Below are 24,233 nucleotides of genomic sequence, written 5' to 3' on the forward strand. Positions count from 1 at the left end.
AAAAAAAACAGTCAAAAAAGACTGTCATTCTATTTAGTGTAAATAAATTCCAAAATACCATGTCCAGGCAATTAAAATAATCTGCATTGGAATCCTCTGAACATACAGATACCTCATCCCGGGGCCCGTATAATCTGCCTTAAAAATATTAATTTTCTTTCTTGAAGAATTGATATTGGCTATAAATACTAATACATAAAAAACAATCAGTAAAACCGCTGTAATTTCCCTTATAGCCGGGATCATCAATCCTATTCCTGCTGCAATTTCCAACACCCCGGTGAAATATACCCAAAACATTCGTCCGGGAATAAATTCCGGGATCATCAGGGCCATTCCTTTTTGAAATTTAAAATGTGATAACCCTGTAAAAATGATGAAAACAGCCATTCCGAGGTTTCCTGAAAATAAAAAATCCGGTTTCCCCTGAAAGATCATCGTTCCCAATAACGCGAGAATAAATGTGCCGAAAAGGATTGTTAGTAACTTCATACTTTTAGATTGCAGATAATAGGCTGCAGAGATCAGGGAAATTACAACTTTTTGATGATCTACAGCCTAAATCTATAGTTTATACATATTAATTATTCATTATTTATTCTATACGGAGTCACGATTTACTCCTTCAGCCAGGTTTTTCACGGTCATCAGGCCTTTTGTAAAGCCTGTATTCATGTGGTCTTCCCATTCTTTTTCTACCTGTACTTCTGCATGAAGCTTTGTTTTTCCACCAAAATCGATTAGAAAATATTTTTCAAAGGCCCCGTTCCACTCCATTACTTCCTTGCTTTGGGTATCCTCATTACCGTCTTTATCTACCATTCCCAGGTGTTTAAATACGATCTGATTAGGCTCTTCCAGGCTATCTATGGTAGAAACCATGCCTTCTCCTTTGTCATTAAGAAAATATGTTTTTCCACCAACTTTCCAGTCGGATTTCATAGTAGATGATGGTCCAAAATATTTGGTCCATTCGCTATAGGTATCAGGGTTCCAAAGGATGTCCCAAACTTTTTGCTTGGGAGCATCTATTATTGTTTCATACGATAGGGTTTCCATATTTTAATTTTTGTGATTGGTTTTGATCATGGATTGTTTATACAGTCAATTTCTGTCTAAAGCTGGTTTTCTGAAAGATGTTTCACAATGTTTAATGCCTTTGGAAATTTTTCTTCAAAAAAGTCTTTAAATTCTGCCGGAGTCTGAATTTTTACAATCAGTAAGGTTCCGTCTTCCACTTCCTCAAGGAAATAAGATTCTGTTGCATCACCCCAGTTCTGAGCAACTTCAACACCTTCATAAATTTCTCCCAGATGCAGAAACTTTATTTCCTCATTAGGTATTATTTTTTCTACCCTGCTGTACATTCCGTTGAGCTTGGGATCATAGAATTTTATAATATTATTTTCTTCCAGTGTTCCTTCATAAAAGGAGCCTTCTGTAAAGGCTGTTGTCCACTGCCTGTACGTAATATCTCCCCAAAGGACACTCCATACTTTTTCCGGTTCTGCATTAATCTCGATTTCGTATGATAACTTTTCCATAGTATTTTATTTATTGTAATTAGGTGACGGTATCAATATCCGAAGCTTTCAGTCTGTAATTTCTAGCCTCCCACAAAATCACCTCCATTAATGTGGATCACCTCCCCCGTAATATAGCTTGCATCTTTAGAAGCTAAAAATACATAAGCAGGTGCTACCTCTGAAGGCTGTCCCGCTCTTTTCAGAGGGGTATCTTTTCCGAATGTGGAAAGGTCACTAAAGGCTTCTTTCACTAAAGGTGTCCATATGGGGCCGGGAGCAATCCCATTGACCAGAATTTCTTTTTCAGCAAGATTATCAGCCAGTGAACGGATAAAAGCGAGCACAGCTCCTTTTGTAGCCGCATAATCTATCAAATGGTCACTTCCCCTGTATGCGGTAACAGAGGTTGTACATATGATCCGGCCACCTTTCCTGATCAGTGGAAGGAAATTTCTCGTCAGGGAAATCATAGAAAGAATATTCGTATTAAATGTTTCCTGAATCTGCTCATCGGTAATCTTTTCCAGACTGCTTTTTGAGGTATGAATTCCGGCATTATTAATAAGGATATCCAGACTTTTCCATTCAGATCTGATCTTCTCTGCACATTTTGTCCTGAAAGCCTTTTGGGTTAAATCTCCTTTCATTAAAATACATTGCCGCCCTTCTTCTTCAACCAGCCTTTTGGTTTCTTTTGCATCGTCATCACTTTCTTTATAGATCACTGCAACATCCGCACCCTCTCTGGCAAAGTGAACGGCTACAGCCTGCCCTATTCCGCTGTCTCCTCCTGAGATCACCGTCTTTTTTTCAAATAATTTCCGGCTTCCCAGATAATCATTCCGGATAATTTCGGGAAACAGTCCTTCTTCAGGGACTTTTGATTTAGACTTTGACTTGTTCTGTGTTTTCATAAGCAAATCTTTCCTAAATCACATCAAACAGTAAGCCGAAAACTTTTAGGAATTATAAGCTTCCTCCAGATCCTGTATAGTAATTTTTTGCATTTTCATCATCGCCTGAACTACTTTAGAAGCTTTTTCCTGATCAGAATCATTCATTAACTGGATTAATCTTTTAGGAACAATCTGCCAGCTCAGACCATATTTATCTTTCAGCCAGCCACACATACTTTCTCGGCCTCCGTTTGAAGTTAAAGCATTCCAGTAATGATCCGTCTGCTCCTGATCATCCGTCATTACTACCATGGAGATCCCTTCGTTAAAGTCAAACTGATGGTCATAAGAATTATCCATGCAATACACGTTGTAATGATCTATGCTAAACTGGGCATGCTGAACATTTTCAGCAGGTTCTGCTATACCGTGTCCTTCTCCTCCATCTCCGTATTTCAGTATATTTCCAATCTTTGAATTGGGAAACGTCTGTGTGTAAAGTTCCATCGCTTCTTTAGCTTTGCCATTATTCTGATGGATAAACATGAGTGTGGGAACTATTTTCTGATCAATTCCCTTTTCGCCAAGCAATATCTGCCAGGTTACTCCAAACTTATCCTGAACCCAGCCATATTTTTTGCTCCACGAATAAGATCCCAGCTCCATTAGTGCTATTCCTCCTTCCAATAACTGATCCCAGTATTTCTGAACTTCATCTTCTGTTTCGCAAATCACCATAAAAGAAATGGAGGGGTTTTTCTTGAATTGCGGGCCACCGTTCAGAAGCATTATCCGCTGCCCGAAGAGGTCAACATTTATTACAACAGGAGTATCTGCCGTAATCTCACCATCAAAAACTTTGCAATAAAATTCTGCGGACTGCTTTGCATCTCCGTCATACCAGAGACACGGGAAAATATCTTTATTCATAAGTTTAGATTTTAAAATAGATTGATATAGTTTTCTGATTATTTTTCTTATTTAATTGCTTTTACTTTACTGTCGGGCAAAGTGTACAGAGTTCCGATCTTTAGCCTGGAAAGGAAATATATGATAAAGGAAATTATGTCTCTGCATTCACAAGAATGATCTTGCTTTTTTGCACCGAGACAGCAAAAATTCCTGTAGTTTTACACTTTATATTTCCTTGAAAAACATCTGGTTCTCTTTCATATGATTCTTTAATTTTTCCATGGTATTCTTCCCAAAACCATGCATCTGCATAATTTCTTTTTCAGAATAATCCGACAGCTTCTCCAGGGAATCTATTTTCTCCTTCTCCAAAGCTCTTCTTGCAGGTATGGCAATCACTCCATGAAGAAAATCTTCTTTAGGATCATAATTAATAGTGTATATAGAGTTTAAACTCTTTGACATGATAACTAAATTGATCATGGCTGTAAAAAATGTTTTTAATGATTCTCAACATATTTATGGAAATTATTGAGAATAGCATACCAGCCTTCTCTTTGCATTTCCACAGAGTTTTGCTTTTCAGGATCGAAAATTTCAGTAACCTTTGTTGTATTTTCATCTACTTTATCAAAGATCACCTCTACTTTTCTTCCGTCCGCAATATGGTATTGTATTTTTTGGTTAGGAATAACCTCATCATATACACCTTCAAAATCAAATCCAAAACTTTTATCCTTAGCTTCCATTCTGGTCTTAAACTTCCCTCCTACTTTCAGGTCATTTTCAGCACTTGGACACTGCCAGCTTTCATGGGCAAAATTCCATTTTGTAATATGCTTAGGTTCATTGAAATAATTCCAGACCTTTTCTACCGGTGCTAAAATTGTAATGTCTATTGTAATTGGATCCATAGTTCTATTTTTAAGTGATTAGGTAAAGGGCTCCTCAAAAAATGAGTGCCCTTTATTTATAATAAGTTAAATATAAGATTATTTTGTGTATCCATCGTTATAGTTCACCATCCAATGAACTCCATATTTATCCTGAAAACTCCCAAAATAGTCTCCCCAAAACTGATCTTCAAGGGGCATTTCTATATTTCCACCTTCTGAAAGTCCTTTAAAAAGTCTTTCAGCTTCGTCTTTTGATTCCGGAAAAATAGAAACATAATTATTATTTCCTACCGTCAGCGTCTGTCCGAATCCGGGAACGATATCTGAAGCCATTAAAAGGTCATTTCCGATAGGCAGTGCTACGTGCATTACTCTGTTTTTTTCCTCATCTGAAAGGTTTTCAGTACCCGGAGCATTCCCCATCTTGTGGATTTCACCCTGAAATTCTCCTCCAAAGACAGATTTGTAAAAATTGAACGCTTCTTCTGCTGTTCCATCAAAATTTAAGTACGGATTTAATTTTGCCATGATTTTTAATTTTAAATTGTTAAGATTATTGTTAAACACAAATAGCACAAATGAAGTTCACAAATAACACAACGATGATGTAAAGCATTGGTGTTACTTTTAAAACCTGTACTAGCTGTATTTTATTTATTTAAAAAATTTTCTATTTCTTTTACCGTGAAATCTATTAAGTGAGTATCTATACTTCCATCGAAATCGGCCATCATATAAGTACCATGTGTTGCGGGAAGTATCATTAATTGTGAATTTTTTACCAGCCTCCACATAGCAACTGTATGTTCGGGTTTCATGACATCTTTGTCACCGCTGATAAACAATGCAGGTGACGCAATAGAAGCCAGTACCTCATCATCCCAATCTTCAAAAGTCTGCATCCTTTTACAGTCTTTGTCAAAGAGGTTTTCAAGCTTTGAGAAATCAGGATTTAAGTTTAAAAAGTTAATTTTAAAGGGTTCCGGCATGGTGTCAAAAGTAGCCTCCTGCATTCCTTCAAAAAAGCCATCAATCATTCCTGATCTTTTATAAAATGCTGAAGCCACCACCAGTTTTTCTACAATATCCGGAAAAAGATGAGCAATTTGTAAAACGGTATTTCCACCGTTGCTGAACCCCCAAAATGAAGCTTTTTTTATATTGATTTCTGATAAAAGAGCAGCAACATCGCGTGCATCCTGCTCAAATGTTTCAGGAATATCCCGGTGCTCACTTCTCCCGTGATTCTGAAGATCAATTCCAATCAGCTGAAATTTATTTTCCAGTCTTGCAATGGCTTCTTTGTAATCAAACAGAAAAGAAGAACCTCCACCGTGAATCAATACCAAAGGTTTTCCTGCACCATACATTTCATAATACATCTGAATTCCATTGACTTGTTTATAGCCCTTTTCTACCGGATTCATAAGTTAGTATTTTATATTTTCGTCCACATCATATTTCATTCCCGGATAGCCTAAAATTTTACGCATCAGCCCGATCTGTCCGCACAGATAATCTTCACGCCCAATGCACATTCCGACAAAATTGAGTTTATTTTCTTTGATAAAAGGAATATTCATCCCCATTTCAAATATTTCATCCAGTTCCTCATCCGTTACCTCCCATAATCTCTGGTATACTTTTGAAGAGATATCGTGAAAGTTTTTCTGTAGTTCAGCTAAAGTTGGATATTTGCTGCTTTCATCCAAAGCCTTTCCCTGAAAAAAAAGATCATTATTAGGATCCTGATCCTGCAGTCCCAATACCCAGCCCAAACCATACCTCATATTCACGAAGTTTCCTGCCATCCATACGATATGATTGGTTTTATTTTCAATTCTTTTCAATGCATCTTCTTCCGAAATGCCATCCAAAACATTCATAAAGCTTTGGGTATGCATTCTGTAGGCAGGAATAATAATTTCCAATTTTTTTGATTTTGGTGTGTCCATTTTTTTATTTTTTTATGGATTATATTTTTAAACCTTACTTTATCGCTCCCGGTTTCCCCAGGATTCTGCGCAGGTAACCGAGCTGTCCGCTGTGGTAAATTTCATGAAAGCAAAGCATTGAAATATCTGTCCTGTTTTCGGGATTAAAGCTTTCGAGGGTGTTAAGTTTTGCTTCCAGTAGATCCTGAGATTTCTTCAGGTAAGATTTTAGTTCTTCAAAATTTACAAATTCAGCTTTCCGCTCCAATGGAATTTCTCCTCTGTTGTAGCAGGAGAATTTCTCTCCGTCCCAAACAGATTCTTCACCCAGGATATTCAGAAAAGCGTTCCTTATGTAAATTAAGTGTCCGAGGATCCAATTCATAGAATTAGCCTCACCATTGGGAAAAACCATAGATTCGTCATGCGTGATACCCTCTATATTTAAAGAGATCACCTTATAATTACTGGTCACTTGGTTTTTCACGAAGTCTATTCCGTTTGATATAGTTTCCATAAGATAAGTATTATGATTGGTCTGCAGGTAGTTGTGAGAGGTCTCCATACATCACTTCCCACTGATGCCCATCAATATCTGCAAAAGCACTTTGATACATCCATCCGTGATCGATCGGTTCACTATATGTTGAACCCCCGTTTTCAATAGCTGTTTTTACCATATGATCTACCTCATCCCGATTGTTTACACCTATTGCAAGAAGCACTTGTGTAGTATCTCCTTTGGCAAAAGGCCTGTTCGTAAATGTTTGAAAAAATTCTTCTTTCAGAAACATGGTGTAAATATGATCCTCCCGCATGACTACACATATTGCCTGTTCATTCGAAAACTGTTCATTTATAGAAAAGCCAAGCTTCGTCCAGAATTCTCTGGTTTTTTGTACGTCTTTTACAGGTAAATTGACATAAATCTGGTTAATTGTCATTTTGTAATTTTTAGTGTTGAACTTGTAACCTAAATGACCAAGGTTTAATAAAACTACCGTGGCATAAGGCAAGATTTAATTTATTTGAAAATAAACATCTGTTAAATTTGAATAAGAAGCACTTTATGACAGTGATGTTCACTAGGTGCTCTATGCTATTCAGCAGGCATTTGAGAAATATCGGCGTAGGTTATATTCCAGCCATGTCCATCCAAGTCCCAAAAAGAATTTTGATACATCCATCCGTAATCCTGAGGTTCCTCATGTTGTGTGCATCCATTTTGCAAGGCAGTATTGACCACCTTATCAACTTCTTCACGGCTGTTGAGTCCAATGGCAACAAGAACCTGGCTTGTATTCTCTTTGGCAACAGGCTTATTGGTAAAAGTCTGGAAGTAATCTTCTTTCAGGAACATGACATAGATATTGTCATCCTTCATTACAATGCATACTGCCTTATCATCTGAAAACTGTTCGTTAATTTCAAAACCAAGGGTAGTCCAGAATTCTCTTGTTTTCTGTATGTCTTTAACCGGAAGGTTAACATAAATTTGATTGACTTTCATTTTGTAATTTTTAGTGTTAAACTTTTAACCAAAATTACCAAGGTATGATGAAAATCAACTTGCCATAAGGCAAGATTTAATTTTTCTTGGGATGGGAAACCAATTCTTTACGAATACGGCTTAAAGAAGTATCTGTAACCCCAAGGTAGGAAGCAATCTGCTTTAACGGAGCAAACTGTATGACTTTTGATTTTTGTTCCAGCAAATTCAGGTACCTTCTGGTAGCGGAAAGGGTAAACATTTCTACAGACCGCTGTTTATAGTCAAAAAGCTCTTTAGACATCCAGGATCTTCCCCATTCCCTGAGGTTTGGAATTTTATGGAATAAATCCTGAAAAGTATCGTAATCAAGCCTCCAGCATTCACAATCTGTAATACAGACAATGTTTTCCTGAGACGGTATTCTCTGAAACAATGATAAAACCTCAATAATAACTTCATTCTCTACAAAAAAATGTGTCGTCACTTCATTCCCGTTGAAATCATTAACAAATGAACGTGCCAGTCCACTGTCTAAAATATAATATTCATTGGCTGTTTTTCCTTCTTCCAGCATAAAGTCTCCTTTTTGAAATGTCTTTTTTTCGTGAGCCTGAAATATTTCTTCAAGCTCTTCATGAAGAAAAAAAGGAAAATCATAGCATGTTTCTAAGGCTTTATTAGTCATCAGGTCATTTTTTTTAAGATTTTAAAAATAAAATTTTTAATTCAAATAAAGATATAAATATTAAACAAATAAGAAAATCATTCATAAAAATCAATATATCATATTGAAATCAAAGACAATCAGCTATAACTAATAATTAAACAAATGTTTTGATTGTTATAAATCACCCCGTCAAATTAACCACCCCGTCAAATCGTTGATTTGACACCCCTCCAGAGTAGGGAAATGGTTATACTCTTATGGGGCGTGGTATAAAAGTATTTGGATAAAGGTATTATTAAAGTTTAATACAAACAGGCCGTTCGCAGATATATAAATCCACCTTTAGGCCTTTAGCTAAAACAGACAGTTTTATCATTGAGTTCTTTTTTAAACTTCAGAAGAGAGGTTTATGTCTTAAAATAAAGACAGCTGAATCGGTTTGCTTGGTTTTTGAGCGTCTCCAAAAACTGTTTTTCCTCCAAAACGCCACGAGTTTTGTCGTTCTTCTTCAATAACCTGCTGAATATCAAAATCGGGAGTAAAATCTTTTTCAGCTGATGCTACAATCTGATGCAGCTTGTGTAAAGAATTTAATTTATCTGAATTTCCAAGCTTTGACTTTTCTATTCCTTTTCTAAGAATACCAATGCTTTCGTCGTACGTTTTTGTAGGTACTGGAAAAGGATGACCGTCTTTACCTCCGTGCGCAAAAGAAAACCTTGCAGGATCAGCAAATCTTGCCGGTGCCCCATGAATCACCTCACTTACCAATGCTAATGACTGCATAGTTCTCGGGCCAACACCTTCCAGCATCAGCAAGTCTTCAAAATTTTGTGGCTGCTGTTCACGGGTAATATATAAAAGCGCTCCCAATCGCTTCAAATCTACATCAGAAGCCCGTACATCATGATGGGCAGGAAGAATTAATCTTGAAAAGTCTTTCATCACATCTATAGAGTCGGTATGGGAAATATCAAGGATTCCTTTCCTGTTTCCTGCAGCTTCGGAATCGGTAAGATTAAGGATTTTCCCTCTTGAAATACCATTAATTCCAGTATGGGGTTCTTCTACAAATGATTTTACATTTTCCGAATGCCAATGGTAGCGTCTTGCCGTTCCGTCAGACTCGTGCATTCCCTGCTGGATCACACTCCAGTTTCCGTTATCTGAAAGCACAAAATTATGCAGGTATAGCTGGTATCCATCCTGTATAGCAGTATTGTCAACCTTTGCTGAAAGTCTACTGGCTCTTACCAGCTCTGTTCCATTCAGACCTGTTTTATCGGCAATACGGATCAGCTCGGAGGGAGTTTCTCTTGATAGTTTACCCTTGCCTCCACAGATATAAAGTCCCAGGGATTGGGAATTGGGATTAATAGAACGTTTCAAGGCTCCCATAACAGAAGTGGTAATTCCCGAAGAATGCCAGTCCATCCCCATCACCGCTCCAAAACTTTGAAACCAGAACGGGTCTGCCAAACGGCGGAGAACTTCATCTTTACCATAATCCATCAGGATCACTTCAATAATGGAAAGCCCCAATACAGACATCCGCTCGTATAGCCATGACGGTACTTTGCCATAGTGAAGTGGTAGATCTGCTGTTCCTGAACGTTTCATTTTGATTAAAAAACAAAGTTAGTTTTAATATTCTAAATGGGTCATGATTTGAATCAACTTTAAATAAGGGATAAAAAATTGTTTATTCCTATTTTTTTTGTGATTTTTGTATATCTCCAATACCAACAAATTATTATGAAAAAACTTTTACTTTTCCTATCTGTAATCCTGTTATCGGCCTGCCAAAGTAAAAAAGAAGAGTCAACCAATACGGAAGATCTTCAAAAAATGAGAGAGGAATGGATAAAAAACAGGTTAGATTTCTTTCAGGCAGCTCAACCCAAGTATTTTTCAGCTAAAACAATTAATGGTCATTCGTTCAACTCAAAGGATTATCAAGGGAAAAACCTCCTGATCTTCATTTACAGTAAAACCTTTCTTAAAAAAGATCCTCAGGCCAGTTATAATATGGTGGATGATTTTAATGGAATTCATGCCCGTTACAAAGACCATGTAGGAGTTATAGGGATTGTAGAGGGGCTAGTGGATACAGATAAGGAACTTCAACAGATCTTTCATGATGCCCATTTTCCGTTTGAACAAATAGATAATACGCAATCTCCAGGCAAACCGGAACAACTGAAATATAATATCTACTGTACTCCGGCTAAAATACTGATTAACTCAAATGGAAAAGTGATCCATTCCAGTTGTGGAGGAGCTACAGATGAAGAGCTTATACGAAAGTTAGACAGTATTAAGAGTGCTCCAAAAGAGCTATAGGTCATTTGAGTAAAGCTTCAAATCCCCATGCTTTTCTTCATCAAACTCTTCATTAAAAATAATTTTGTTTCCAAACGGATCATTAACGGTAAAAGAAATGGCATTGTAAAAGGTCTTTTCAAGGCCCGGACGATTGTATTTGTAATTTTTACCGAGTAGTTCTTTGTGGTATTCGGGCACTCCTTCTCCCCAGATAAAAACATTGGTTCCCGGAGTTCCGTCCCCATGATGTTCACTCAGATGAAGAATAATATTGTCTTTTTTCACCTCCATATAAACGGGTGTATTTTCTTCAAAATGATGTTCCCATACGATTTCAAAGCCCATCCAACCGATGTAAAATTCCAGGGTTTTCTGATAATCAAAAATTCTGAGAATAGGAATGACCTGTTTTGCATTCATTATATAAATTAATTAAATATTTATGTGGATTTTGGAAATTATTTTTAAGTTTTGGCTAAAGCCAAATGATGCTCTATTTTTATGAAAGCGGACTAAAGTCCGCTCCTATTGAATGATATGTTTTATTGGTGAGAAAGGATGTTAATCAGTTTTCCAAACGGATCTTTTACAAAGAATCTACGGACTCCCCAATCTTCATTGGTGATTTCATAGGTAATTTCAAAGTCTGCCTGCTTCATTTTATCATAAATTTCATTCACATTATCTACTTCAATGGATAAATCCGGAACTTCCGTGTTATTTCCGCCCTGTTCAGCAAAACTGATCTGAACTTTTGCCTCTTCTTTATTTCCTAGAGTTTTGATCCAGCCATGATCCATCAAAACATCAAGTTCTAAAATATCCTGATAAAAATGACTGGCTTTTGACAGATCATCTGTTTTTATGTTGACTACGATTCTTTTGACCATACTGTATCATTTAAAAAGCCCTGTGAAATTACATAAAATTCCACAGGGTTTCACAAGATTTTTATATGTATTTAGTCCTTAGAGCGAAGAAGCTGCTTCCAAAATCAATTCGGTAACTTCTTTAGGATGTGAAGCTAATGAGGCGTGTCCTGCATCTAAAGTAATTATTTTCTTTGGCTGAAGCCTTTCTGCCATTTCTTTCTCTGTTTCTGCCGGGATCATATGATCTTGTGAGGAGATCTGATACCAGCTTGGTTTTGTTTTCCATGCCGGCTCTCCAGCAACGTCTCCGAAACATTGCCCATGAATAGGTTTTTGTGACAATGCCATTACCAAAGCTTTTTCGGCATCGAGATCCTGGCAAAAAGCAGATTGAAACTCATCATACTTAATCCACAGGAAGCCTTTACTGTCCGGATAAATACTTGTTCCACCCGAAGATTCTCTTCTTCCTAAAAGAGCTCCTAAACTGTCTCCTGCATCCGGAGCAAAGGCTGCAATATAAACCAGCCCGGCAACTTTATCATGGTTTCCGGCACCCGAAATAACAGCACCTCCATAAGAATGCCCTACTAAAAGTACTTTTCCTTCCTGAGCATCAATAAGATCTTTTGTCTTATTAATATCATCCTGTAACGAAGTTAAAGGATTCTGAACACTTCTTACTTTATACCCTGCTTTTACCAAAGAAGGAATAACATACTGCCAGTGTGAGCCGTCTCCCCACGCTCCGTGTACCAAAATAATGGTTAAATCTTTCTGTTCCATAATGATTATTTAAAATTTGATGATTGTAAAGCTACGTGCTAAAATCTCAGTAGGCGTTAACTTAAGTTAATTAACAATCCTATTTCTTATCCGGCTAAGAGACTGCTCTGTTATTCCTAAATAGCTGGCAATATGTTTCTGGGCTATTTTCTGAAAAAGAAGGGGTTCTTTTTTCAGAAGGTTTAAGTATCTGTTTTCGGGGGAATAGCATAACAAATCATCAATTCTTTTTTTGGCATCCAGATAAATTTTTTCACTCATTACACGCCCAAACTGCTGCCAGTAAGCTTCTTTTTCATATAAAGATTTAAGATTTTCCTTTCTTAAAAGTAAAATTTCACAATCTTCCAATGCCTGAATATTCATATTGGAAACGGTGTCGCAAAGGATACTTTCATAGTCTGTAAAAAATTCATTCTCAAAATAAAATCCGAAATTGATCTCCCGACCCTGATCATTGATATAAAAGCACCTTATCGTTCCTTTTTTGATAAAGCCTAAGTATTTACATTTTTCACCCTGTTTCAGAAAAAAATCAGATTTTAAAAGCTGTGTATGTTTAAGCAGGGCATAAAATTCTTCGAAATGCTCCCGATCTACCTGAAACAGTTCTCCATATTTTTTGTAATGATCCAACATAATCTGTTTGTGTTTTTTATATCTAAAAAAGCCTTGCAAAAAATTATTTTCACAAGGCTGTTACAAGTATTTTATTCCTGTTGTTTATTTTATTGGTTTAATGCTGTAAGTGCTGCATTATAATTAGGCTCATCAGCAATTTCTGAAACCTGCTCCGTATATACCACTTTGTTGTTTTCGTCTGCAACGATTACTGCACGGCTTAAAAGTCCTTTCAAAGGAGAATCAGTAATGGTTACTTCATAATCATCACCAAAGCTGCTTCTGAAATCTGAAAGGGTTTCCACGTTATTTAATCCTTCAGCAGCACAGAATCTTCCTAAGGCAAAAGGAAGGTCTTTTGAAATATTAATCACTACCGTATTATCTAATTTTGAAGCTTCTTCGTTGAATTTTCTGCTGGAAGCGGCACAAGTTGGCGTGTCAATACTTGGGAAAATATTGAAGACTTTCTTCTTTCCTTCAAAGGTTTCAAGTGTTTTTACATTTAACCCGGAGTCTACCAAAGCGAAATCTTTGATTGTGGTTCCTACTGACGGTAATGTTCCTATTGTGTGTACTTCGTTTCCTTTTAAAGTAATGGTTGACATAATTTTATTTTTAAAGTTTTTCAAATTTAATCAAAATAGATTTTTTTTCAATTTAATAAAGGTTAAATTAATCTTAAAGTGAAAAAACTCAGTATAGGAGTAAGCCCCAAAATTAAATTTTAACTAAATTTGTAGAACTATAATTTCAAATAACAAATAACAGTATAATGTCAGAAAAATCAAAAATCTATTACACACTTACTGATGAAGCTCCAATGCTGGCTACACATTCGTTTTTACCAATCGTAAAAGCTTTCACAAAATCAGCAAACATCGAGATCGCAGTTCCGGATATTTCTTTGGCAGGAAGAATTTTAGCTAATTTTCCTGAATTCTTAAAAGATGATCAGAAAATCGGTGATGCTTTAGCAGAATTAGGCCAACTGGCTACTCAACCTGACGCTAATATTATCAAACTTCCTAATATTTCGGCTTCTGTTCCTCAGTTGGATGCAGCAATTGCTGAATTACAGGCGAAAGGTTTCGCAGTTCCTAATTATCCTGCAGAACCTAAAAATGATGATGAAAAAGCAATCAAAGCTAAATATGCAAAAGTTTTAGGAAGTGCAGTAAATCCGGTATTAAGAGAAGGAAATTCTGACAGACGTGCTCCAAAAGCTGTTAAAAACTATGCAAAAGCCAACCCTCACAGAATGGGTGACTGGGCTTCTGACAGCAAAACTGATGTAGCTCATATGAACAATGGTGATTTCTATGGGACAGAAAATTCTACAACCTTAGAAAATGCTACACAATATAAAATCGTATTCAAAGGAAATGACGGGGCTGAAACTTTGTTGAAAGATTTCGCAGGCCTTCAGGCAGGAGAAGTTATCGATTCTTCTGTAATGAACCTCAATGCTTTGAAAGTATTTGTACAGGAGGCTATTGAAGAAGCTAAAAATAAAAATGTACTTCTTTCCGCTCACCTTAAAGCTACGATGATGAAAATCTCTGATCCAATTATCTTCGGAGCTATTGTAGAGACTTTCTTCAAAGATGTATTTGCTAAATATGCTGAGACATTCAAATCTTTAGATGTCAACCCTAACAACGGTCTTGCTGATCTTTTTGAAAAAATTAAAGGAAATGCGCAGGAAGCTGACATCAAAGCTGATATCGAGAAAGCGCTTGCTGAAGGACCTAGAGTGGCCATGGTAAATTCTGACAAAGGGATTACCAACTTCCACGTACCTTCTGATATCATTGTTGATGCTTCTATGGCTGCTCTTGTAAGAGGGGGTGGTAAAATGTGGAACAAAGAAGGAAACGAAGAAGATACAGTTTGTATCATTCCTGACCGTTCTTATGCTGGTTTCTATCAGTCTGTAATTGACGATATGAAAGCACATGGAAAGCTGGATCCTACTACTATGGGATCTGTTCCAAATGTTGGATTAATGGCTCAAAAAGCTGAAGAATATGGTTCTCACGATAAAACTTTCCAATTATCTGCTGACGGAACTGTAGAGGTTCAGGATGAAGCAGGGAATGTTCTTCTTTCTCAAAAAGTAGAAAAAAATGATATCTTCAGAATGTGTCAGACTAAAGATGCTCCTATCCAGGACTGGGTAAAACTAGCTGTAAACAGATCAAGATTATCTGATACGCCTGCTATTTTCTGGTTAGACAAAGGAAGAGCTCATGACAGAGAAATCATCAAAAAAGTAGAAAAATATCTTGCTGATCACGATACTGCAGGTCTTGACATCAGAATTCTTGATGTAAAAGATGCTATGACTGAAACATTAAAAAGAGCAAGAGAAGGTAAAGATACAATCTCTGTTTCAGGAAATGTATTAAGAGATTATTTAACCGACCTTTTCCCAATCCTTGAACTTGGAACTTCTGCAAAAATGCTTTCTATCGTTCCATTAATGAACGGAGGTGGTTTATTTGAAACAGGTGCCGGAGGTTCTGCTCCAAAACACGTTGAACAGTTCTTAGAAGAAGGATATTTAAGATGGGATTCTCTAGGTGAATTCCTTGCTTTACAAGCTTCTCTAGAGCATTTGGCACAAACTCAGGGAAATGCAAAGTCCCAGGTACTGGCTGATGCATTGGATGAAGCAAATGCTAAATTCTTAGCTACAGATAAGTCTCCTGCAAGAAAAGTAGGACAAATTGATAACAGAGGTTCTCATTTCTATTTAGCTATGTATTGGGCTGAAGCCTTGGCAAACCAAACTGTTGATGCAGAATTGGCGGCTAAATTTGCTCCAATTGCAAAAGAAATGAAAGAAAATGAAGAAGTAATTAATGCAGAATTAATTGGTGCTCAAGGTAAGCCTCAAAATATTGACGGTTACTACAAAACTGATAAATACAAAACGTATACGGCAATGAGACCAAGTACTGTTTTAAATGAAATTATTGACAGAATCTAATTTCTGATGTAAGTATAAATTAGAAAGCTCCTTTTGAAAAAGGGGCTTTCTTGTTTTTGGCCTATTCTTTAAAAGATATACCGAAAACCACCCCATCAAAAATTCTTTGAATTTTCGCCACCCCGCCGGAGAAGGGGAATGATCGCCATTACAAATTACAGTAAACATTTTACCTATTAGCTATTACATGTTTGGCTAAAGCCAGATCACACATTGATAATAATAAAGCGGACTAAAGTCCGCTCCTATTGATGTTTACTCTTCAACATCTGTTATCTATTATCTGCTTCTGCTATTTTTTAATTCATAAAGCTTTGGGGAAACCATTCAAAAGCGTTTGCTTTTTTCTTTGTGAATCCCAGCCCTGGCCATGGCAGGTGACAGGCAAAGGCTCTGGTTTGGGTATCAGCCAACTGTAGAAGAAGTTTTTTTCTTGTAGCGGTAGCAATGTCCAGGTCGGTATCTCCTGAAAAGCCCCATTCAGGATGCGGAAAAAGAATAACATCGGAATGAATAAGGTCTGCAATGTACAGTAATTTTTCATTGCCTGAAGATATTGTTGTAACTGTTAAACCTGGCGTATGCCCCGGAGCTAACTGAAAGCTGAAATAATCATACATCTTATTGTTCAAATCATAAAATTTCAGTTTGGGTTGAATTGCTTTTAAGATATTCTGAAGCGCTGGAACAATCTGATTCAGCAATTCAGGTCTGGCTTTCAGAGCACTGTTATTAAAATCTTTAAGGGAAGCCTGCATCCAGAAATCATATTCAATTTTTGAAATGAAAATATTTGCATTAGGGTAAACAAGGTTATTTTGTTTATCTATAACTCCTCCAATATGATCGGGGTGGGCATGAGAAATAAAAACGTCAGTAATATCCTTTGCAGAGAAACCTGATTTTTGGAGGCTTTTCAGTAGAAATCCTGTTCTTTCATCAGCAAAAATTCCCATTCCAGAGTCGAAAAGGATTAGTTTATTCTCTGTCTTAACAAGCAGCGTGTTCATCGCCATATCAATATAATCTTCTTGCCTGAAATTATCTTTAAGAATAGCTTTCACTTCTGAAACATTCCCTCGTGGGGCAAATGATTTCACATCTGTTTCATGGATATATCCATCCGTGAGAACAAAAAGTTCTAATTCCCCCAGTTTCATTTTTTTAAACCCTGAAAGATCTTCTTCTTTGTTGTTGGAAGTTATTTTCGTCTCTGCCAGTACACTGGAAAAAGGAACCAAACTCAGTGTTCCTGCCAGTAAACCATTCTTTAACAGTTCTCTTCTATTCATAATATAAATATGTGATGTTGTGATTGTATTCTATTTGAAAAAACTGAGCTTCTGCTATTATCCAGAAACCCAGTTTACAGTATAGTCTTTAGTTGTTTACTAATTTCATGGAACCTTCAGTGTATCTTTCACCTACATTGGGATATTTTTTCAGGATGGCATCAATGGTCTCCAAATCGGATTGGGAAAGGTCTATATTTACGGCTGCAATATTTTCTTCCAGGTATTTGATTCGTTTGGTCCCTGGGATTGGAATAATATCTTCACCCTGGTTGAGTACCCAGGCTAATGCCAACTGAGTTCCCTTTACCCCTTTGGAAGCAGCAAGATCATTGATTTCTTTTGCCAGCTTGGTATTGTTTTCTATATTTTCCTGCTGATAACGCGGTAAAGACCTTCTAAAGTCGTCATCCCCAAAGTTCTGTACTTCATTGATGTTTGCAAAAAGTCCTCTTGCTAATGGAGAATAAGGAACCAAACTAATTCCAAGTTCTCTGATCGTTGGCAGAATTTCTTTTTCAACATCTTTTGTAAGGATAGAGTATTCAGACTGCAAAGCAGCGATCGGGTGAATTTTATTAGCTTTTCTGATAGATTCTGCTGAAGCTTCAGAAAGTCCGATATATTTTACTTTTCCGGCTTTTACAAGTTCTGCCATTGCTCCTACTGTTTCTTCTACAGGGATATTCGGGTCTACTCTATGAGCATAGTAAAGATCAATAGTGTCTATTTTTAACCTTTGGAGGCTTAAATCCACTGCCTTTCTGATCCATTCCGGCGAACCGTCAAAATAGGTGCCCGGAGCTCCACTATGACTGGCTTTACCATCTTTAAATCTGAATCCGAATTTTGTGGCAATAAAAATTTTATCTCTGTTGGGAACCAAAACTTTAGAGATCAGCTTTTCATTTTCTCCATTAGCATACATATCTGCTGTATCCCAAAAATTGACTCCTAAGTCTAATGCTCTGTGTAAAGTATTGATACTCTCCTGCTCATCTGCAGGACCATAAGCAAAGCTCATTCCCATACAGCCTAACCCAATAGCAGATAACTGTTCTCCTGTATTTCCTAATTTTCTAAATTTCATTTTTTACTAATTTAAAAGTTAATCAAAGTTTGTTGATAAAGAAACTTCTTTCCATTTATCAAATTCTTTTTTTTCATTTATTCGATGTTCTATCACCATATCATAAGTATCTTTTCCCAACAAAAGATGGGATGGAGGATCTTCCAGATCAGCAATTTCAGTAATAATTTTCACCAATTTATAAGGATCACCTACTTGCTTTCCGGTTTCATTTTTAAAAAAATCTTCAAATTTCTCTGTAGAATATTCTTTGATAGGACTTGAAGGAAATTTAATAGCACCTGATTCCCAAAGATTAGTCCGGAATTGTCCCGGAGCTATTACGGTAACTTTTATTCCGAAATCTTTTGTTTCAAGTCGTAATGCCTCACTAATACCGATAATCGCGAACTTGGAAGCATTATAAGCAGCTACATTCGACATTCCAACATATCCTGCATTTGAAGCAATATTAATAATGTTCCCGCTTTTTTGTTTTCGTAAATGAGGAAGTACTGCACGCAGTACATTGAGGGTCCCGAATAAATTTACATTTACAGTATCTCTGAACTCCTGATCTGTTAATTCTTCTATACTGCCAATTAACACATATCCTGCATTATTTACTACGGCATCAATCCTTCCAAAATGTTGTATGGATTTCTCAACTGCATTTTTCACATCGGTATCAGAAGTAATATCTACTTTTAATGCAAGAAGATTATCATTGTCAGGAAAATCCTTTTCAAGGTTTTCAGGTGTTCTGGAGGTAGCTATAACTTTATCGCCTTTGCTAAGTAATAATTTTGTAAGGTGCCATCCAAACCCTTTTGAAGTTCCTGTGATGAACCATATTTTTGATTGTGCTATCATATCATTTGAATTTTATAGAAACAAATGTCGCTATGTTTAAAGCAAGATAACTTGAGTAATTCAAACAAAAAACTATAAAATTCAAACAGAATTCATTCTTAAGGTATTCGGAGTTAGCCCGGTTTGTTTTTTAAAATAATTGGTAAAATAGGCCGGTTCTTCAAAGCCCAGTCCATAGGCTATCTCAGCAATATTCCAGTCTGTGTGTTTCAATAGAGCATGGGCTTCCTGAACAACTCTGGCTGTGATTTGCTGGCTGGTTGTCTTTCCGGTAATCTCTTTTACAGAACGGTTCAGGGAATTCACATGAATGGAAAGACTCTGGGCATAATCGTTGGGTGTTTTCAATTTCAGATATGCTTCAGGACTGTCAATAGGAAACTGTCTTTCCAGCAGTTCCATAAACAATGAGGCTACTCTTTGTGAAGCATTCTGATAAGGTTCAAAACTTTCTGCCGGATTCATCTTCATTGTTTCATGAATCATCAGGTAAAGATAGGCTCTAAGCATATCGTACTTATGAACATAATCCGACTGAATTTCGGTCATCATTTTGATATACAGGTCAGAAAGTATCTTCTGCTGATCTTCCTCAACAAAGAAAACCGGAGTTCCCCCTATTTTGAAAAGCGGAGAATCCTGAAGGTTTCCCATACGGCTGCCACTTTGCAGAAACTCCTCTGTAAAGAGGCAGAACCATCCTTTTTGATCTTCATCCTCAGATTCCCAGGAATAGGGAACAATAGGGTTCGAAAATAATAATGCCGGGCGGTCTATCTCAATCCATTTATCTGCATAATGAAGTCTTCCCTTTCCTATGATCAATGAAATTTTATAATAATCTCTCCTGCTGTAGGGAGCTAATACGGCACAATATTCCCTTGAAGCCACATTGAAATGCCCCATCCCATGTGTAATGAGACACTGGGGGCCCAGGCCGGGAAAATTTCTTTCATAAAAACCTTTTACTGATTCCTTGGATTCCATATATCAAAATTATAAAATTCAAACCATATATCTACAACCTATATTCATAAAATAAAAATGGCTGACATTTCTGCCAGCCACTTAAAGTGAATATATATAATTGATAATGGTCTAATCCCAGTCATCGCCATGCCCGTGTCCGTTCCCATGACGATTCTTATTTTGTTTTTTATAGTATTTTTCCTGATTTTTATAATACTTTTCCTGTTGTTTACGGTATTTTTTTACATCATTTTTACGTCCATAAACGATCACAGGATTTTGTCCTCTATAATATTTCTTTTTAAATACGATGTACTTTTCTCGTCCAAGTATTCTCTCAAGTTCCGAGTATCTTTCGTCCTTCCATCTTCCAGGTTCTACTACATATACTCTATTCCATGAATTGTAATCACGGTATCGGTCATTTAAAGCATAGACCTGGTTAGCCTGTGTTGTGGAAAGTAACAGATCTGCGATTACAGTCTGCCAGTTGATATCAGTAATACTTCTTCTATAATCATTATAATAATCTGACTGTGCATAGCTCATGCTAAAGGTCCCGATTAAAAATGCTGTTAATAATAATTTTTTCATTTCATTTCCCTTTTAAATTAAACATGATGACATAGACAATTAAAGTGCCAATTATTAATTCCAATTCCCAACATTTGTTAATAAAAATCGCAAACCATTGATTATCTTTTATAATATTTTCAAAATTCATGTGTAATTATTAGATGTTAGATGTTTAGCAAAGGTTCTTTATTCTTTATTCTTTATTCTTTATTCTTTATTCTTTATTCTTTATTCTTTATTCTTTATTCTTTATTCTTTATTCTTTATTCTTTATTCTTTAAATCCATTACTTATAAAATTCGTTAAGATTCCAAAAATATGTTATACCATATCATTTAAATTTGTAATTTTAAAATAGAGAATGCTTTTTATTGTTCTCTTAGAGCCATTATCAACTAAATCTCAGTAATTATGGAAAATATAAAATTTGAAGTATCTCCCTATCAGGATGAATTACAGCTACTCATTGATGATGAAAAAGTGGGTTATATGTCCATAGAGATCGACGGAAGGTTACTGATTGTATATTATACTAAACTGGATGAAGCCCGTGAAGGCCAGGGATATGCCAAGCTATTATTGGATGAATTGGTACGGTATGCGGAAGAAAAAGATTTACTGGTAGACCCGGAATGTGATTTTGTACGCCAGCAGTTTGAGAATCATCCTGCACGGTATAAAGATATCTGGCATGCATAATCAGTCTTCCCACCACGCGCTAAACTGGTGATCTGATTGATTCAGATCAACGACCTCTCCAATTCTTGGAGTAAGGATAGATAAGTTTTTTTCTTTTCCAAGACTTGTTATTTTCTGTAAGGGTTCGTTCCAGGGATGAAGAGCCAGTGCAAATTTAGCAGCATGTACCGGAATAATATGTTTTGCTTTTACATCAATACCCACCTGAATTACATCTTCAGGTAAGGTATGAATGTATCTCCATGCTTCGCCATATTGCCCATTCTCAAGAATGGCATAATCGAAAGGTCCGTATTTTTCTCCTATTATTTTAAAGTGAGAGTCGTAACCGCTGTCACCTCCTAAAAATATTTTTTTTGTGGGGGTTATCAAAACATAAGAAGCCCAGAGGGTATCATTCTGTTTTATTCTTCTTCCGGAAAAGTGCCTTGCAGGTGTGAAGATTATGGTAGTATTATTTTTTAATTTAACTTCAGCACCCCAGTCTTCTTCAATAAGTTTATTTTCCGGATATCCCCATCTTTCCAAATGCGCTCCTACTCCAAGGGGTATAATAGCCATACCTGTTCTGTCTCTAATAGATCGGACAGTGGGATAATCCAGGTGATCAAAATGATCATGGGTAATAATCAGGTAATCCAGCTCCGGAATGTCTTCGGGCTTAAAAATATCAGCTCCTTTAAATGCTTTATTGAAATATTTAAAGGGGGATCCATATAAGCTCAGTACCGGATCAATTAAAAAAGAGATTCCGCCAACCTGTAAATAATAAGATGAATGCCCCAGCCAGACGAATACATCTTTGCATTTATCAATACTTTTTAAATCTGTGTAAATGGAAGGAATATCTTTCGAGGGTTTTAGCAACGGATCTTTCTTACCCAGAAAAAAGTCATAGGTGACTTTTGACATTTTGTAGCCTTCAGCAATTGATGGGGTATGGCTTATATTCTGGAATTGTCTTTTTCTGTACAGTTTTGATTTTTTGATACGTTCCAGCCGCTTTCCTTTGGATACAGCTCCAAAGACTTTCCCATTGATCACTACATAAAAAACACCAAGCAGTACAGCTATCCCTATAATAATCCAATACATCATCTGTTAAATAAAGATCAAATGTATTGACTTTTCATTTTAAATAAAAAAATATAAGTAATAAAGCTCTCAATTTTTAACTAAATTTATAAAGTCAAGCCAAAAATTTATCATTCATTTAAGTGATGATTAATTTTAATCTTTCTATTTTAGCAGCTTAAAAAAACTCAAAGACATTGAAAAATTATTCGGCAATATTGCTTTTGGTTCTATTATCGTCATGTTCTTCTATCAGAAAACATAACGAACAGAGAGCTTCATGCATTCCTCCGGAGCAACTTAAAGAAGATGTAGATTATGCTTATTCAAAGCTTCAGCAGATGCATCCTCAGTTATATTGGTATATTCCTAAACAAGAATTAGACTATAAATTTGATAGTCTTAAACAGACAATTACCGAACCTCTTACTCCGCTTCAGTTTTATTTCAAATTCCAGCCTGTTATTGCGAGTATACGTGAAGGACATCTTTCTTTGAGGATTCCAAGAAAGAAATTTACAAAACAGGAAATCAAAAAATTAGAACATACAAAAGGGTTATTCAGCCGCTTTGAATATTATATAGATGGTGATCATATGTATATCATTCAAAATAGAGATGCTATTGAAAATATCAAACCGGGAACTGAAATTCTAAAGATTGACAATATTGCTGTTTCAGACTATATTAAAAAATACAGAAGCCTGATCAGCAGTGACGGATACAATACCACTTTTCATTCTTATTTTTTAAAGGATCTTTTTTTTAACTTCTATACTGCTGAAAACGGCCTATCTAATACTGCAATTATTGAGACACTTTATGAAGGTGAAAAACATACGTATACGTTAAGCAGGGAATCCAAATCAGAAACTGATCTTGACAAGGATAAGGAAATGAAAAAGAGGACACAGGAAAAAAAGGTAAATGATTATGTAGCCGCCAGCAATTCTTATAACAGAAGTTTTAAATTCCTGGATAAAGACAGCACTATCGCTTACTTACAGGTGAAAAGTTTCTCCCGGGATTATTCAGATAAATTTTACAAGGAAACTTTTGCTAAAATAAAAAATGCAAAGTCTTCCTATCTTATCATTGATGTCCGCAACAACTATGGAGGTTCACTTCACGAAATTAATAATCTGTATTCCTATTTAACAGATAAACCTTTTACGCTGATAAAACCGTCTCAGGTGACCTCAAAAACAACTCCTTTAAGAACCAATTATTTCAGGAAAAGCACTCCTTTAGAATATGCCTTCAAAAGTATTGCCTATCCGAGTTACTTTTTCGCCCAGGCTTTCAGCACCTATAAAAAGGATGGAAAGACCTTCTATAAAATGAAAGTGGATAAGCCTACAAAACCCAATAAAGAATCTTTCAACGGAAAAGTTTTTGTACTGATCAACGGAGGAAGTTTTTCGGCCTCCTCTATTATTACGGCAAAGCTTAAAAGTGATAAGAAAGCCATCCTGGTTGGGGAAGAAACAGGAGGTGCCAACGATGGAACGGTAGCAGGATTTTATTCTTACCAACAACTTCCCAATACCAAAATAAAGTTTCCCATAGGATTACTTTTTGTACAGCCGAATATCGACTTCCGGGACAGTAAGAAGGGAGTGACACCTGATATTGTAATTAAAGAAAGTATGCAGGATATTATTGATAAAAAAGATCCGCAGCTGGACTGGATAAAAAATGAAATAAACATGGAAAAAGAAAAATTTTCCCAATAAGAGCCTCGGGCGGGCTTTCAGCC

General features: G+C 36.3%; 30 protein-coding genes. 4 read left to right on the plus strand and 26 right to left on the minus strand.

Features of this window, described 5'->3' with window-relative positions; genetic code table 11:
• Positions 1-33: 33 nt before the first annotated feature.
• From LQV47_RS18735 to LQV47_RS18805, 15 genes are all read right to left on the minus strand, one after another.
• Positions 34-492, minus strand: a complete 459-nt coding sequence (locus LQV47_RS18735; protein WP_230040272.1) for a hypothetical protein — start codon at positions 490-492, stop codon at positions 34-36.
• 108 nt (positions 493-600) lie between these two features.
• The gene (locus tag LQV47_RS18740; RefSeq protein ID WP_230040274.1) at positions 601-1,059 is read right to left on the minus strand and encodes an SRPBCC domain-containing protein; all 459 of its coding nucleotides are present in this window, start codon (positions 1,057-1,059) and stop codon (positions 601-603) included.
• A 56-nt stretch (positions 1,060-1,115) separates the two neighbouring features.
• Positions 1,116-1,544, minus strand: coding sequence for an SRPBCC domain-containing protein (locus LQV47_RS18745; RefSeq protein ID WP_230040276.1), 429 nt, complete (start codon positions 1,542-1,544; stop codon positions 1,116-1,118).
• Between the two features lie 62 nt (positions 1,545-1,606).
• Positions 1,607-2,440, minus strand: a complete 834-nt coding sequence (locus LQV47_RS18750; RefSeq protein WP_230040277.1) for an SDR family oxidoreductase — start codon at positions 2,438-2,440, stop codon at positions 1,607-1,609.
• Between the two features lie 45 nt (positions 2,441-2,485).
• A complete protein-coding gene (locus LQV47_RS18755; RefSeq protein WP_230040279.1) occupies positions 2,486-3,352 on the minus strand; it encodes a VOC family protein in 867 nt (288 codons plus the stop codon).
• Positions 3,353-3,559: 207 nt separating this feature from the next.
• Positions 3,560-3,799, minus strand: a complete 240-nt coding sequence (locus LQV47_RS18760; protein ID WP_230040281.1) for a DNA-directed RNA polymerase subunit alpha C-terminal domain-containing protein — start codon at positions 3,797-3,799, stop codon at positions 3,560-3,562.
• Between the two features lie 35 nt (positions 3,800-3,834).
• Positions 3,835-4,248 (minus strand): SRPBCC family protein, encoded by a 414-nt coding sequence (locus tag LQV47_RS18765; RefSeq protein ID WP_230040283.1) that lies wholly within the window; start codon positions 4,246-4,248, stop codon positions 3,835-3,837.
• Positions 4,249-4,326: 78 nt separating this feature from the next.
• Entirely contained in the window at positions 4,327-4,758 is a 432-nt protein-coding gene (locus tag LQV47_RS18770; RefSeq protein ID WP_230040285.1) for a VOC family protein, read from the minus strand.
• Positions 4,759-4,880: 122 nt separating this feature from the next.
• Entirely contained in the window at positions 4,881-5,657 is a 777-nt protein-coding gene (locus tag LQV47_RS18775) for an alpha/beta hydrolase (protein WP_230040287.1), read from the minus strand.
• Positions 5,658-5,660: 3 nt separating this feature from the next.
• A complete protein-coding gene (locus LQV47_RS18780) occupies positions 5,661-6,185 on the minus strand; it encodes a DinB family protein (protein ID WP_230040289.1) in 525 nt (174 codons plus the stop codon).
• A 34-nt stretch (positions 6,186-6,219) separates the two neighbouring features.
• On the minus strand, positions 6,220-6,681 hold the full coding sequence (locus tag LQV47_RS18785) for a DinB family protein (RefSeq protein ID WP_230040291.1): 462 nt from the start codon (positions 6,679-6,681) through the stop codon (positions 6,220-6,222).
• Positions 6,682-6,691: 10 nt separating this feature from the next.
• Positions 6,692-7,108 carry a VOC family protein gene (locus LQV47_RS18790; RefSeq protein WP_230040293.1) on the minus strand — a complete coding sequence of 139 codons (417 nt, stop codon included), beginning with the start codon at positions 7,106-7,108 and terminating at the stop codon, positions 6,692-6,694.
• Positions 7,109-7,263: 155 nt separating this feature from the next.
• Positions 7,264-7,674, minus strand: coding sequence for a VOC family protein (locus LQV47_RS18795; protein WP_230040294.1), 411 nt, complete (start codon positions 7,672-7,674; stop codon positions 7,264-7,266).
• Between the two features lie 76 nt (positions 7,675-7,750).
• The gene (locus tag LQV47_RS18800; protein WP_230040296.1) at positions 7,751-8,341 is read right to left on the minus strand and encodes a Crp/Fnr family transcriptional regulator; all 591 of its coding nucleotides are present in this window, start codon (positions 8,339-8,341) and stop codon (positions 7,751-7,753) included.
• Between the two features lie 396 nt (positions 8,342-8,737).
• Entirely contained in the window at positions 8,738-9,943 is a 1,206-nt protein-coding gene (locus tag LQV47_RS18805) for a DUF763 domain-containing protein (protein ID WP_230040298.1), read from the minus strand.
• A 135-nt stretch (positions 9,944-10,078) separates the two neighbouring features.
• Between LQV47_RS18805 and LQV47_RS18810 the strand changes: the two genes are divergently transcribed.
• Positions 10,079-10,666, plus strand: a complete 588-nt coding sequence (locus LQV47_RS18810; protein WP_230040300.1) for a peroxiredoxin family protein — start codon at positions 10,079-10,081, stop codon at positions 10,664-10,666.
• Here the strand turns inward: LQV47_RS18810 and LQV47_RS18815 are convergent.
• From LQV47_RS18815 to tpx, 5 genes are all read right to left on the minus strand, one after another.
• Entirely contained in the window at positions 10,661-11,068 is a 408-nt protein-coding gene (locus LQV47_RS18815; protein ID WP_230040302.1) for a glyoxalase superfamily protein, read from the minus strand. The genes LQV47_RS18810 and LQV47_RS18815 overlap by 6 nt on opposite strands.
• Before the next feature lie 122 nt (positions 11,069-11,190).
• A complete protein-coding gene (locus tag LQV47_RS18820; RefSeq protein WP_230040304.1) occupies positions 11,191-11,538 on the minus strand; it encodes a VOC family protein in 348 nt (115 codons plus the stop codon).
• A 78-nt stretch (positions 11,539-11,616) separates the two neighbouring features.
• Positions 11,617-12,306, minus strand: coding sequence for an alpha/beta hydrolase (locus LQV47_RS18825; RefSeq protein ID WP_230040306.1), 690 nt, complete (start codon positions 12,304-12,306; stop codon positions 11,617-11,619).
• 66 nt (positions 12,307-12,372) lie between these two features.
• A complete protein-coding gene (locus LQV47_RS18830) occupies positions 12,373-12,945 on the minus strand; it encodes a Crp/Fnr family transcriptional regulator (protein ID WP_230040308.1) in 573 nt (190 codons plus the stop codon).
• An 89-nt stretch (positions 12,946-13,034) separates the two neighbouring features.
• The gene (tpx, locus tag LQV47_RS18835; protein WP_047486077.1) at positions 13,035-13,535 is read right to left on the minus strand and encodes a thiol peroxidase; all 501 of its coding nucleotides are present in this window, start codon (positions 13,533-13,535) and stop codon (positions 13,035-13,037) included.
• Between the two features lie 167 nt (positions 13,536-13,702).
• Here tpx and LQV47_RS18840 point away from each other — a divergent pair, with 167 nt between their 5' ends.
• Complete coding sequence (locus LQV47_RS18840; RefSeq protein ID WP_230040309.1) at positions 13,703-15,922, plus strand: NADP-dependent isocitrate dehydrogenase; 2,220 nt, start codon at positions 13,703-13,705, stop codon at positions 15,920-15,922.
• Positions 15,923-16,221: 299 nt separating this feature from the next.
• Here the strand turns inward: LQV47_RS18840 and LQV47_RS18845 are convergent, their stop codons facing one another.
• From LQV47_RS18845 to LQV47_RS18865, 5 genes are all read right to left on the minus strand, one after another.
• The gene (locus LQV47_RS18845) at positions 16,222-17,214 is read right to left on the minus strand and encodes an MBL fold metallo-hydrolase (protein WP_230040311.1); all 993 of its coding nucleotides are present in this window, start codon (positions 17,212-17,214) and stop codon (positions 16,222-16,224) included.
• 88 nt (positions 17,215-17,302) lie between these two features.
• Positions 17,303-18,304, minus strand: coding sequence for an aldo/keto reductase (locus LQV47_RS18850; protein ID WP_230040313.1), 1,002 nt, complete (start codon positions 18,302-18,304; stop codon positions 17,303-17,305).
• 18 nt (positions 18,305-18,322) lie between these two features.
• Positions 18,323-19,156 (minus strand): SDR family NAD(P)-dependent oxidoreductase, encoded by an 834-nt coding sequence (locus LQV47_RS18855; RefSeq protein WP_230040315.1) that lies wholly within the window; start codon positions 19,154-19,156, stop codon positions 18,323-18,325.
• Positions 19,157-19,237: 81 nt separating this feature from the next.
• Positions 19,238-20,143, minus strand: coding sequence for a helix-turn-helix transcriptional regulator (locus LQV47_RS18860; RefSeq protein WP_230040317.1), 906 nt, complete (start codon positions 20,141-20,143; stop codon positions 19,238-19,240).
• 111 nt (positions 20,144-20,254) lie between these two features.
• A complete protein-coding gene (locus LQV47_RS18865; protein WP_230040319.1) occupies positions 20,255-20,719 on the minus strand; it encodes a hypothetical protein in 465 nt (154 codons plus the stop codon).
• Between the two features lie 393 nt (positions 20,720-21,112).
• On the opposite strand from LQV47_RS18865, the gene LQV47_RS18870 reads away from it, so the two are divergent.
• Entirely contained in the window at positions 21,113-21,400 is a 288-nt protein-coding gene (locus LQV47_RS18870; RefSeq protein ID WP_230040321.1) for a GNAT family N-acetyltransferase, read from the plus strand.
• Here LQV47_RS18870 and LQV47_RS18875 read toward each other — a convergent pair whose 3' ends face one another.
• Positions 21,401-22,498: an MBL fold metallo-hydrolase gene (locus tag LQV47_RS18875; protein WP_230040322.1), complete on the minus strand. Its 1,098-nt coding sequence runs from the start codon at positions 22,496-22,498 to the stop codon at positions 21,401-21,403.
• 173 nt (positions 22,499-22,671) lie between these two features.
• Between LQV47_RS18875 and LQV47_RS18880 the strand changes: the two genes are divergently transcribed.
• Complete coding sequence (locus LQV47_RS18880) at positions 22,672-24,210, plus strand: S41 family peptidase (protein ID WP_230040324.1); 1,539 nt, start codon at positions 22,672-22,674, stop codon at positions 24,208-24,210.
• The last annotated feature ends 23 nt before the right edge of the window (positions 24,211-24,233 follow it).

The organism is Chryseobacterium sp. Bi04 (assembly GCF_918698085.1).
Classification (GTDB): Bacteria; Bacteroidota; Bacteroidia; order Flavobacteriales; family Weeksellaceae; genus Chryseobacterium.

Coding starts and splice junctions, on each gene's coding strand:
- LQV47_RS18735 (WP_230040272.1), bottom strand. CDS start 492: ATGAAGTTACTAACAATCCTTTTCGGCACATTTATTCTCGCGTTATTG.
- LQV47_RS18740 (WP_230040274.1), bottom strand. CDS start 1,059: ATGGAAACCCTATCGTATGAAACAATAATAGATGCTCCCAAGCAAAAA.
- LQV47_RS18745 (WP_230040276.1), bottom strand. CDS start 1,544: ATGGAAAAGTTATCATACGAAATCGAGATTAATGCAGAACCGGAAAAA.
- LQV47_RS18750 (WP_230040277.1), bottom strand. CDS start 2,440: ATGAAAACACAGAACAAGTCAAAGTCTAAATCAAAAGTCCCTGAAGAA.
- LQV47_RS18755 (WP_230040279.1), bottom strand. CDS start 3,352: ATGAATAAAGATATTTTCCCGTGTCTCTGGTATGACGGAGATGCAAAG.
- LQV47_RS18760 (WP_230040281.1), bottom strand. CDS start 3,799: ATGTCAAAGAGTTTAAACTCTATATACACTATTAATTATGATCCTAAA.
- LQV47_RS18765 (WP_230040283.1), bottom strand. CDS start 4,248: ATGGATCCAATTACAATAGACATTACAATTTTAGCACCGGTAGAAAAG.
- LQV47_RS18770 (WP_230040285.1), bottom strand. CDS start 4,758: ATGGCAAAATTAAATCCGTACTTAAATTTTGATGGAACAGCAGAAGAA.
- LQV47_RS18775 (WP_230040287.1), bottom strand. CDS start 5,657: ATGAATCCGGTAGAAAAGGGCTATAAACAAGTCAATGGAATTCAGATG.
- LQV47_RS18780 (WP_230040289.1), bottom strand. CDS start 6,185: ATGGACACACCAAAATCAAAAAAATTGGAAATTATTATTCCTGCCTAC.
- LQV47_RS18785 (WP_230040291.1), bottom strand. CDS start 6,681: ATGGAAACTATATCAAACGGAATAGACTTCGTGAAAAACCAAGTGACC.
- LQV47_RS18790 (WP_230040293.1), bottom strand. CDS start 7,108: ATGACAATTAACCAGATTTATGTCAATTTACCTGTAAAAGACGTACAA.
- LQV47_RS18795 (WP_230040294.1), bottom strand. CDS start 7,674: ATGAAAGTCAATCAAATTTATGTTAACCTTCCGGTTAAAGACATACAG.
- LQV47_RS18800 (WP_230040296.1), bottom strand. CDS start 8,341: ATGACTAATAAAGCCTTAGAAACATGCTATGATTTTCCTTTTTTTCTT.
- LQV47_RS18805 (WP_230040298.1), bottom strand. CDS start 9,943: ATGAAACGTTCAGGAACAGCAGATCTACCACTTCACTATGGCAAAGTA.
- LQV47_RS18810 (WP_230040300.1), top strand. CDS start 10,079: ATGAAAAAACTTTTACTTTTCCTATCTGTAATCCTGTTATCGGCCTGC.
- LQV47_RS18815 (WP_230040302.1), bottom strand. CDS start 11,068: ATGAATGCAAAACAGGTCATTCCTATTCTCAGAATTTTTGATTATCAG.
- LQV47_RS18820 (WP_230040304.1), bottom strand. CDS start 11,538: ATGGTCAAAAGAATCGTAGTCAACATAAAAACAGATGATCTGTCAAAA.
- LQV47_RS18825 (WP_230040306.1), bottom strand. CDS start 12,306: ATGGAACAGAAAGATTTAACCATTATTTTGGTACACGGAGCGTGGGGA.
- LQV47_RS18830 (WP_230040308.1), bottom strand. CDS start 12,945: ATGTTGGATCATTACAAAAAATATGGAGAACTGTTTCAGGTAGATCGG.
- tpx (WP_047486077.1), bottom strand. CDS start 13,535: ATGTCAACCATTACTTTAAAAGGAAACGAAGTACACACAATAGGAACA.
- LQV47_RS18840 (WP_230040309.1), top strand. CDS start 13,703: ATGTCAGAAAAATCAAAAATCTATTACACACTTACTGATGAAGCTCCA.
- LQV47_RS18845 (WP_230040311.1), bottom strand. CDS start 17,214: ATGAATAGAAGAGAACTGTTAAAGAATGGTTTACTGGCAGGAACACTG.
- LQV47_RS18850 (WP_230040313.1), bottom strand. CDS start 18,304: ATGAAATTTAGAAAATTAGGAAATACAGGAGAACAGTTATCTGCTATT.
- LQV47_RS18855 (WP_230040315.1), bottom strand. CDS start 19,156: ATGATAGCACAATCAAAAATATGGTTCATCACAGGAACTTCAAAAGGG.
- LQV47_RS18860 (WP_230040317.1), bottom strand. CDS start 20,143: ATGGAATCCAAGGAATCAGTAAAAGGTTTTTATGAAAGAAATTTTCCC.
- LQV47_RS18865 (WP_230040319.1), bottom strand. CDS start 20,719: ATGAAAAAATTATTATTAACAGCATTTTTAATCGGGACCTTTAGCATG.
- LQV47_RS18870 (WP_230040321.1), top strand. CDS start 21,113: ATGGAAAATATAAAATTTGAAGTATCTCCCTATCAGGATGAATTACAG.
- LQV47_RS18875 (WP_230040322.1), bottom strand. CDS start 22,498: ATGATGTATTGGATTATTATAGGGATAGCTGTACTGCTTGGTGTTTTT.